Raw genomic sequence first — 8,607 nt, 5'->3', positions numbered from 1 at the left:
GACTAATTATTATCCAAAGTAGTTTTTGTAAGTATTAAATATAACTATCTCATAATCAAATACGAATAGAATTCTACTTTGGATAATCTTTTACTTTGGATAATCGCGACCGGCATCGGTAGCCACGATGATGCTGTCACAGCGGTTGAACACGCTTTCTATGACTTTCAGCTGTTTCGAGGCGGCGATGTCCGTGACCATTCCCCTGTCCGTGCGCATCTGTCGGGAGACCAGACGGAACGGGTCCGGCAGCATCGGCAGGTCCTCCGCTGCCGTTTTCGTATAACCGTAAGTGTCCGGCATGGCCAGTGACACGAGGTGTCCCAGTGCCCAGGTTACCATATATCCGTTACCGGAACAGTAGCCGTCATTTCTTGTATCAGCCCCGACTACACGGGCTATGTCCAAGCCTACGCTCGGTTTTTCTGCGATGATTGCTATCATATTGGATAAAAATTAAGCCGTTTCCCGTTTTCCATGCGGAAGACAGGAAACGGCGGTAAGACATCGGTTTACTTGATAATTGCTCTCAGATTATTTGCCCAACGGTGTCACTCCCTGGATTTCCAGCAGCGGTGCCTCGCCCTTGCGGACCAGCTGGAGCGTGGCGTCCATCACCACGTCCACGCCGAGGAGTACGAGGCTCAGGGACATCACTTTCGTTTTCTCTCCCCTGAGGAGGGTGTCCATTTCGCCGGAGAGTTCCAGCTCGTCCTTCATGATACCGATACCGGAGAGTTCGTCCCAGTTCACTTCATCAGCCTTGAAAGGCATGTCGTTTCCGTTTTCCTTTTTCATATTTCTTTCTTTTTTTGATTTAACATTCATTTTTCAGTAACCTGCCATCAGGCAATGCTCGCACCTTTTGACTTGCGGTTGCTCTGTTCCTGTCGCTGGCTGTTGGCCACCACGTTTCGCTGTGACGCTTCACGCTTGCGGTCAGGATTCTCGTTGTAGAAGTCCAGACGCCCCTGGTTGAAGTTCGCCTTGACGTACTGCGAGATGGTCTTCCCGTCATATCCCTTTATGCCTTCCACCAGCACGGCCTTTCCGCTCTGCAGGTCCGCACGCTGCTGTCTGGTCAGTTCCACGTCCCATACTTTGGTTGGAATCTTGAAATCCTCGCGCTGCTCGAAACCGTCCGGCGTACGGGAGTAGCTCAGGCGTCCCGTTTCCAAATCGGCCTTGATGAAGGAGGAGAATTCCTCTCCCTTGCGGTTCACCATGTCATTGAGGAAAATCACCTTGCCGTCACGGAGTTGCTGCTGTTCCTCCGCCGTAATCTTCACCCCGTTGATTTCGTTGGGGATATAGATTTCGCGTGCGCCTTCCGGAGAGTCCGGGTTGTAGCGGGTGTAGGACGGGCGGCCCGTCGCCTCGTCCAGCTTCACGTAAGAGGAGAAGACCTCGCCGTCCTTGCGCTGCATTCCCTCCACGAAGATGGCTTTTCCGGCGTTCAGGTCCTCAATCTGTTTCTGTGTCAGTTCCACGCCCCCAAGTGTCTGGCGGTTGAAGAGCTTGTCGTTCTCGAAAATGAACTCGACACCCCTGCGTTCGGCATTCACCTGGATGAAGGCGTTGAACTCGTTGCCGGACTTGGCAATCATGCCCTCTACATAGACCTTCTTGCCTTCACGCAGGTCATTTTGCTCCTGCTCTGTCAGTTCCACGCCCTTGATTTCCCTTGGGATGAAGGCATTCTCCGCTTTCATGGCGACAACCTCGTTGGTCAGCTTGTCAATACTGATGAAGGAAGGGATATATTCCCCGTTGCGTCCTTTCAGCTCCACGACACGCCCCATGTTGCCCGTTTCGAGCAGGTTCTTCTTGTCCTCGTCGGAGAAGATATGTCCGAAATACGGTCGGTCGAGGTCGGGTTTCTGTCGGATACCATGGATGCCGAGCACCACTTCGCCCGCCATGGACTGCTGGAAGGACAGACGTGCGTCAGTCCTCAGTACGGCCGAACCGAAGTTCATGCTGATGGGTACTACCTGGTTGGTCTTGTATCCTTTGAGCATCTGTTCGAGCAGTCCGCGTTCCTGGAGGTATTCACGGGAGATTCCGAAATTCTTTAGCTGTTCCCAGTTGATCATGGACTCGTTGTAACGGTACTGGGGGGACTGGGTCTGCGGCTGGCTGTCAGCTGCGGCAGCCTGCTGCCGGGTTTCATTTTTCTTTGCCATTTCTTCTTGATTTTGTTGGTTGATACTTTGGTTTTCCTTGTTGCGCGGAACAATCTCGTACTGCTTGAGAAATTCCTCCACGGCTTTTGTCTTTTTTCCTGCGGCGATGTCCTCGATGGCCTGCTGTACGGCAGGGTCGTCCAGCCTGTCTTCCTTGACGGAGAGGATTCCGAAGCGTGTCGGGTCTTTCAGTTGGCTCCAGAAGTTCTTGATGAAGTTCTCGAAGGCGTCGGCATAGCGGTCAATTTTCAGGAAGGAGTTCCGGTTCTTCTTGTCGGCGGCTACCGTGTTGAATTTTCCGTCCTTTCCGATTTGAGATACCGCTTCAAGAATCAGTTCCATCTTGTCGAGGATGAACACGATGTCACTCATCTGCTCATTTTCGGTGACCTGCGGTTTCGCGGGTTCTTCCCTTGCATTTTTCTTTGCCATAACATTTGATTTTTAGTGTTGATAACTCATGTTGTCAGTGCAAATATATAGGAGAAAAATTGATAAATAATTGATTTGCAATGCGTTAGGATATACATTACACCATGTGTCATCACATTACACCGCAAGCCGGAGAAAACGGAGTGAAAATGCGTGGGAAAACGGCAGGAAAAGAAGGAAAAAACAAGGGACGAAAAAGGAAAGGGAAAAGACGGGAACAGGCCGGACAGACACGGGCATGGCGGTACACGCTGCCGCACGGAAGAAAAGGAAAAACTGTAATTATGCAGAGTTGGGAGCGAGCTGCTTTTGTCCCCCCACTTGATGTGTCCTTCTGTGACAGGAAGCGGATTTCCGTTTAGTGGAATAACCGGATGGCGTAATCCATTGGGACGGCATACGGGAGCATGGTTCTCCCGCCGGATTCTTTTTTATTTTGACCTGTATCTATGCGTCGTAGGTCGCTTCGCTTGCTAAGTCCCGGTCCTTTCCCCAACTCGGATGGCAATACCGGAGCGTTTTTTCGGGCGGAAAATTACCGCAGGGAATTTTGTGTCCCGAAAACCGGAGGCTTGAACGTGGAGGTATTCGCCCTCCGAGTTAACTTCTCTGAAGGGACTTATCAAGTGAAGCGTGGCTTATGATGCCATTTTATAGAAATATGGAGAAAAATTCCCTTTCAACACAAAAAATGCAATAAATCTGCGTAAGTAGTCAAAAAATGACTACTTTTGCAATGTCATTGCAACTAAGTTATGAAGAAGCATATAGAAACTTTGTCAGATTGGATTGAAAGCCGGGAAGTAAGGGGATATTACACCTTTACTAAAGAGGATATAGAAAAGCAATTCCCTTCAGCGGGTAAGGTATATATCAAAACCGCATTGTACCGTTTGGCCGCCAAAGCGAAGATAGTTTCTCCCTGGCGTAATTTTTATGTCATTATGCCTGTGGAATATTCGTTAAAAGGCGTAATTCCGCCTGTTTTCTATATGGATCAGCTGATGTCCTATCTTGGGAAAAGATATTATGTTGCTCTTTTGAATGCGGCTTCATTTTATGGCGCGTCACATCAAAGAGTACAGACATTTTCCCTCATGGTGGAACAACCGAGCATGAGGAATACTTCAAAGAGCGGAACATCCATATTGTTCTTTTCCAAGAAGAAAATAAGTATGGAATTTGTAAGGAAGCACAAGACGCAGACAGGTTACATCAATGTTTCTTGTCCTGAACTGACAGCCGTTGACCTGGTGGAAAACGAAAAAAGTGTAGGTGGTCTGAATCGCGTCTGCACCGTGTTGAATGAATTGGCTGAGACAATGAATCTGGACAGCCTCGATGATTCCTTTTTCAAGACATCGGCCATACCGGTCTTTCAACGTCTGGGTTATATTCTGGAACATGTATTGGAAAGAGCGGATTTGGCGGAAACCTTATATTCCAAAATGGAGGTTGCAGGATTAAAATTCAGAAAGATACCGTTTAAGATAAACAAACCGACAGAGGGTTGTGAGGTTGACAAGAAATGGAAAGTAATCATTAACCAGGAAATAGAAATAGACGAATGATACCGGAATTTGCAATCAGGGAATGGAGCGAACATGTTCCATGGACAGAGTCCGAACAGGTCGAACAGGATCTGCTGATATGCAGAGCCTTGACTGAGATATACAAGGATGAATATCTTGCTTCCCATCTGGCTTTTCGCGGAGGGACCGCATTACACAAGTTGTTCCTCTCGCCCCAACCCAGGTACAGTGAAGATATTGACTTGGTACAGATTAATGCAGAACCGATCAAAGAGACCTATGACCATATAAGAGATGCACTCGCTTTTCTCGGAGAGCCGAAAGTGAAGCAGAAAAAGCACAACAACACTTTGATTTTCAGACTGGAATCAGAATCCATACCAGTGGTCCCGATTCATCTGAAAGTGGAAATCAACTGCAAGGAACATTTCAGTGTACTGCCTATGCAACGTATGCCATTTTCAGTGGTCAACAAATGGTATAACGGAAAATGCGATGTCCTGACTTACCAGTTGGATGAACTGGTAGGTACAAAATTGCGTGCCTTGTACCAACGGAGAAAAGGACGTGATTTGTATGATTTGTACAAGGCCTTGACCACATCAGACATCAACATAGACAACGTGCTGGCTTGCTATCAGAAGTATATGGAATTTGTGGTTGACCACATTCCTACTTACAAAGAATTTATTATCAATATGGAAGACAAAATGCAGGATGATGAGTTCTTGGGTGATACCATGCAGTTGCTTCGGCCGGATGAGGAGTTCAATCCGCAGGAAGGCTATGAGGTGGTACGAACGCTCCTGTTAGACAGGTTACAAAAGTGATGAAAGCCCATTTTCTCATTTACCGGGGGAAATGGGCTTTACAGGATTTTATCTTCAGGTGTGTATGCTCCATCCATGGAACGGATTGAGCATCACGGCGTATGATTCGTCCGGTCTGCCATGATAGAGTACCCCTCCGACGACTCCTGTCCGTCCGTCGGGAGTTCTTTCGGCGAATCCGAACGAATGGGGTGCAAAGTCCCAGTAGAGTTCTATTTCATATTTCCCGTTTGAGTTCTTTTTCCACTGTTGCAATCGTTCGATGCACTGTTGTAAGGTATTGTCTCCGATACTTTTTGCGTATTCCACCACCTTGTCGTAGTGTTCCTGACATTTGATTATCATATTCATTCATTTTTATGTTGTCTGTAACAGCTCTTCATATTCACCGAATCCGAAACATCCGGCTATGACAAAATCTTCCCCGCTTCTGTCAGCCAGCGACAGCAGGCTGTCCAGAGTATCGCAGTAGAAGAAGATTTCATCGTCCATTTCCGTATCGGAATCCATGTCCAGGGCTATTCTTGTCTCCAGTGTCTCCAAGGTGTCGTTCCAGCGTATGATGCATTCGAGGAAATGCGGTTCACGTCCCTTTTCAGTACGGTATTCCTGATATTTTTCACGGATTTCCTTCTTGATTTCCTCCGGCTTCTTCCAGGAACTGTCATCCACAATTTCAAGACTCAGCCCCTCGACAAGCAGGCACGTGCCTTTGTCATATACCATCAGGGTACGTTTTCCCATGTGGCTTTTTCTCAAGTTTTCCCAATTGGGAATGTCCCATCGTTCGGTAGTCCATACTCCCCGGTAATTTTCGGGGACAGCGAGGTATTCGCTCAGTGTCATTCTTTTCATCTTTCTGTGTATTTATGGTGAAACAAAAAGAACCTTGCAGGTCTTGCAAGGCTCTCCAAATGCGGGATAGCGGTCAAACTCGTTGCAGGCGTCCCAGTCCACGCTCATCGTGTATCCTTTCGGGAAATGTGTGCCGACAAACTTTTCAATCATAGCCCGTTCCTCTTCGTTCAGGCTGCCGTCCTCTTCCGTTCCGTATTCCAGGGCATATATGGCCCATTCGGGAATGTTGTCCCATTCCGTCTGTTTCATGTGCGCTGCCATAGCATACCGTTTATGCGGCGGAAAGCCTGCCGATTATCTCCTGAAGTTCCTGTTCCCATTTTCCGTCGCCATTGCCGAAGGATGGATAGGTAAGCTGGTACCAGTTGTGGTAGTCGAAGAGTTTCATCCTCAACGGATAGTAGTCGAACATTTTCCGTCCGTCCCTGAAGATGCGGATATGGTTTGTACCTACGTTCATGGACTGTAGTCCGTGTCCGTTTAGAATTTCATGGAATCTTTCCATCGGAGTGAAGTTGCTTCTGCTCATATCTTTCATTTTTTTGAGTTAGACATCTGCGGCTTGTCAAGCCGGTATTTTATTTCTTGCCTGCCTCATTGTCCCGTGCCGGATTGTGCAAGGCTTTGCGAAAAAATACCGGAGCACTTGGGCGAGGATGATTTTTTCAGCAAACCCCGGAGGGGCCCGGCCTTGCACGATCCAGCGGGCACGGGACGACCTTTGCAGGCGGAAATAAAACAGCGGTCTCCGCTTCCGTCTATTCACCGTCATTGTTTCCCTCTCCCTCTTGCTGCGGGATGAGGTGTCTCAGTTCCGGATCATTTTTTATGCGTGTTATCTCATCCTCTATTATCTGCAACACGTCCGCCTTTATCTGCGAGTAGTTGCGGTCAATCTGCTGCTGCATGATATCGTTTCCGTCCGCGTCCCTGAACTCGTTGATGACAGGGATTTTCTTGTAGGCTTTCATTTCTTCCGATACCTTTGCGCTGTCCACGATGATGCGGGCATGGAAAAATTTCTGGTCTATCTCTTCTCCGAAATTGTCTGCCACGCTACCCACGAACGTGCCCTGCGAGAGGTTGGCTATCTTGGAGGCGGGTATCAGGGAATCGAGCTGCGTGTTGATGGAAGTCGAAGTGTCCTGACGGTTGATGGATATGGACTGCCGCTGCTGGAGTATCTTGCCGAACCGTTCCGACAATGATTTTGCCGTTTCTCCGACCACCTGTCCGCTGAAGATGTTGCCCACTGTGTTTTGGATGACCTTCGCCTCCTTGTCACCGTAGTCGCGTGCCAGCTGCGAGAAGTCCTGGAAGCCGAGGCAGACGGCTACCTTGTTGCTTCGGGCGGTCGCAATCAGGTTGTCAATACCACGGAAATAGATGGTCGGAAGCTCGTCGATGATGATGGAACTCTTGAGCTGTCCTTTTTTGTTCACGAGCTTCACGATACGGGAATTGTACAGTCCCAATGCCGCAGAATAGATATTCTGGCGGTCAGGATTGTTGCCCACACAGAGGATTTTAGGGTGTTCGGGATTGTTCAGGTCAAGGGTGAAATCGTCTCCCGTCATCACCCAATAAAGCTGTGGTGAGATCATGCGTGAAAGCGGGATTTTTGCACTTGCTATCTGGCCCTGGAGCTGATCTTGAGCTCCGCCTTGCCATGCGTCCATAAAGGGGGAAAGATAGTTTTCGAGGGACGGATACGAGGTCAGAATCGTGAAAATATCCGCGTACGGCTTGTTCAGGAATTCGATTGCATGAGGGAACGTGCAATACTTTCCGTCCTTATAAATCCGTAAATACCAGATAATTGCAGCAAGCAGAATAATCGGGGATTCCACGAAAAAGTCACCCTGTTTCTGTATCCAGGTCTTGTTCAAATTGAGCATTATCGTGTAGGCTGATTCGTAGGCATCGCTGATGTCTGCCATGAATCTCGGATTGATCGGATTGCAGCGGTGGCTGCGTCTGGGGTCGTCGAAATTGATGACATAGAATTCCGGTTTGACCTTGTAACTCTGCCTGTGTTTGAGCAGATGGTTGTAGGCTATCTCCGAGAGGTCAGGAAACTTGTAGTCGTAGATATACATGGCAAAGGATTTCTCAATCTGCTGTTTGATGTAGTTGTTCACCACGGCATAACTCTTTCCCGAGCCAGGGGTTCCCAGCACGATGGAGGCTCGGAACGGGTTCACGATGTTGATCCAGCCGTCCCATTCCTTGCCCTGATAAACAAATTTCGTGGGCAGGTTGACGGAATACTCGTTTTCCATAAGCCTGGTTTCCTGCATGAAACTTTCGTTGGCAGTGTTGAATACGTCTTCCATGAGGTTGTGCTTCAGCATACGGCTGATCCATACTCCCGACATGAGCAGGAGAATGTAACCTGCGGTGAGCGTCAGCGTATATGCGGCCGCATTCACCGTCGGGCTGAACGGCAGGTCGAGCATCCACCAGTTCATGAAGAACAGGACGATGCCGCCGAGGAAGGCGGCGTATATCTTCCGCCACGTCATCTTCTGGTTCTTGACACCTTTCGTACCCAGACACGAAAGTCCCAGGAATATGAAGGCGAACACTTTCGTCACGAGCAGGTTGCTGAACAGTCCTGCCGTCCTCTGGAAGTTCAGCAGGATTCTGTCCACGACTCCGATGTTGATACCCATGTCCACGAATGTCCCGTAGCAGAACCAATAGACGTGGATGACAATAAACACGATGGAAATGGCACGCATGAACTCCATGACCTTGGCCAGTCCT

At 48.6% G+C, this 8,607-nt stretch carries 9 protein-coding genes and 1 pseudogene; 2 read left to right on the top strand and 8 right to left on the bottom strand.

Features of this window, described 5'->3' with window-relative positions:
• Positions 1–105: 105 nt before the first annotated feature.
• From B5F38_RS13800 to B5F38_RS13790, 3 genes and pseudogenes are all read right to left on the bottom strand, one after another.
• Positions 106–444: pseudogene (locus tag B5F38_RS13800) on the bottom strand (toprim domain-containing protein); the annotation flags it as partial.
• A 90-nt stretch (positions 445–534) separates the two neighbouring features.
• Positions 535–798 carry a DUF4099 domain-containing protein gene (locus B5F38_RS13795; protein ID WP_032944512.1) on the bottom strand — a complete coding sequence of 88 codons (264 nt, stop codon included), beginning with the start codon at positions 796–798 and terminating at the stop codon, positions 535–537.
• A gap of 47 nt (positions 799–845) precedes the next feature.
• Positions 846–2,618 carry a DUF3945 domain-containing protein gene (locus tag B5F38_RS13790; RefSeq protein ID WP_087409699.1) on the bottom strand — a complete coding sequence of 591 codons (1,773 nt, stop codon included), beginning with the start codon at positions 2,616–2,618 and terminating at the stop codon, positions 846–848.
• 755 nt (positions 2,619–3,373) lie between these two features.
• On the opposite strand from B5F38_RS13790, the gene B5F38_RS13780 reads away from it, so the two are divergent.
• Together B5F38_RS13780 and B5F38_RS13775 are read left to right on the top strand one after the other, a co-directional pair.
• On the top strand, positions 3,374–4,189 hold the full coding sequence (locus B5F38_RS13780) for a type IV toxin-antitoxin system AbiEi family antitoxin (protein WP_005801810.1): 816 nt from the start codon (positions 3,374–3,376) through the stop codon (positions 4,187–4,189).
• A complete protein-coding gene (locus B5F38_RS13775) occupies positions 4,186–4,980 on the top strand; it encodes a nucleotidyl transferase AbiEii/AbiGii toxin family protein (RefSeq protein WP_005801809.1) in 795 nt (264 codons plus the stop codon). Before B5F38_RS13780 ends, B5F38_RS13775 begins: the two co-directional genes overlap by 4 nt.
• Positions 4,981–5,034: 54 nt before the next feature.
• Here B5F38_RS13775 and B5F38_RS13770 read toward each other — a convergent pair whose 3' ends face one another.
• From B5F38_RS13770 to mobC, 5 genes are all read right to left on the bottom strand, one after another.
• Positions 5,035–5,325 (bottom strand): DUF4120 family protein, encoded by a 291-nt coding sequence (locus B5F38_RS13770; RefSeq protein WP_087409702.1) that lies wholly within the window; start codon positions 5,323–5,325, stop codon positions 5,035–5,037.
• Between the two features lie 12 nt (positions 5,326–5,337).
• Positions 5,338–5,835, bottom strand: a complete 498-nt coding sequence (locus B5F38_RS13765) for a hypothetical protein (protein WP_087409698.1) — start codon at positions 5,833–5,835, stop codon at positions 5,338–5,340.
• 12 nt (positions 5,836–5,847) lie between these two features.
• Positions 5,848–6,099 (bottom strand): hypothetical protein, encoded by a 252-nt coding sequence (locus B5F38_RS13760; RefSeq protein ID WP_005801805.1) that lies wholly within the window; start codon positions 6,097–6,099, stop codon positions 5,848–5,850.
• Positions 6,100–6,109: 10 nt separating this feature from the next.
• Positions 6,110–6,367, bottom strand: coding sequence for a hypothetical protein (locus B5F38_RS13755; protein ID WP_087409701.1), 258 nt, complete (start codon positions 6,365–6,367; stop codon positions 6,110–6,112).
• 229 nt (positions 6,368–6,596) lie between these two features.
• Positions 6,597–8,607: conjugal transfer protein MobC (gene mobC, locus B5F38_RS13750; RefSeq protein WP_143240995.1), on the bottom strand; the 2,011-nt coding region annotated here is incomplete at its 5' end.

Source organism: Barnesiella sp. An22 (genome assembly GCF_002159975.1).
Taxonomy (GTDB): Bacteria; Bacteroidota; Bacteroidia; order Bacteroidales; family Barnesiellaceae; genus Barnesiella; species Barnesiella merdigallinarum.
The sequence above is the reverse complement of the archived record's forward strand: the minus strand, read 5'-3'. Positions and strand labels throughout refer to the sequence as shown.

Bases quoted from the DNA above. Each gene is read 5' to 3' on its own strand.
- B5F38_RS13795 (WP_032944512.1), bottom strand. From the start codon at position 798: ATGAAAAAGGAAAACGGAAACGACATGCCTTTCAAGGCTGATGAAGTG.
- B5F38_RS13790 (WP_087409699.1), bottom strand. From the start codon at position 2,618: ATGGCAAAGAAAAATGCAAGGGAAGAACCCGCGAAACCGCAGGTCACC.
- B5F38_RS13780 (WP_005801810.1), top strand. From the start codon at position 3,374: ATGAAGAAGCATATAGAAACTTTGTCAGATTGGATTGAAAGCCGGGAA.
- B5F38_RS13775 (WP_005801809.1), top strand. From the start codon at position 4,186: ATGATACCGGAATTTGCAATCAGGGAATGGAGCGAACATGTTCCATGG.
- B5F38_RS13770 (WP_087409702.1), bottom strand. From the start codon at position 5,325: ATGATAATCAAATGTCAGGAACACTACGACAAGGTGGTGGAATACGCA.
- B5F38_RS13765 (WP_087409698.1), bottom strand. From the start codon at position 5,835: ATGAAAAGAATGACACTGAGCGAATACCTCGCTGTCCCCGAAAATTAC.
- B5F38_RS13760 (WP_005801805.1), bottom strand. From the start codon at position 6,099: ATGGCAGCGCACATGAAACAGACGGAATGGGACAACATTCCCGAATGG.
- B5F38_RS13755 (WP_087409701.1), bottom strand. From the start codon at position 6,367: ATGAGCAGAAGCAACTTCACTCCGATGGAAAGATTCCATGAAATTCTA.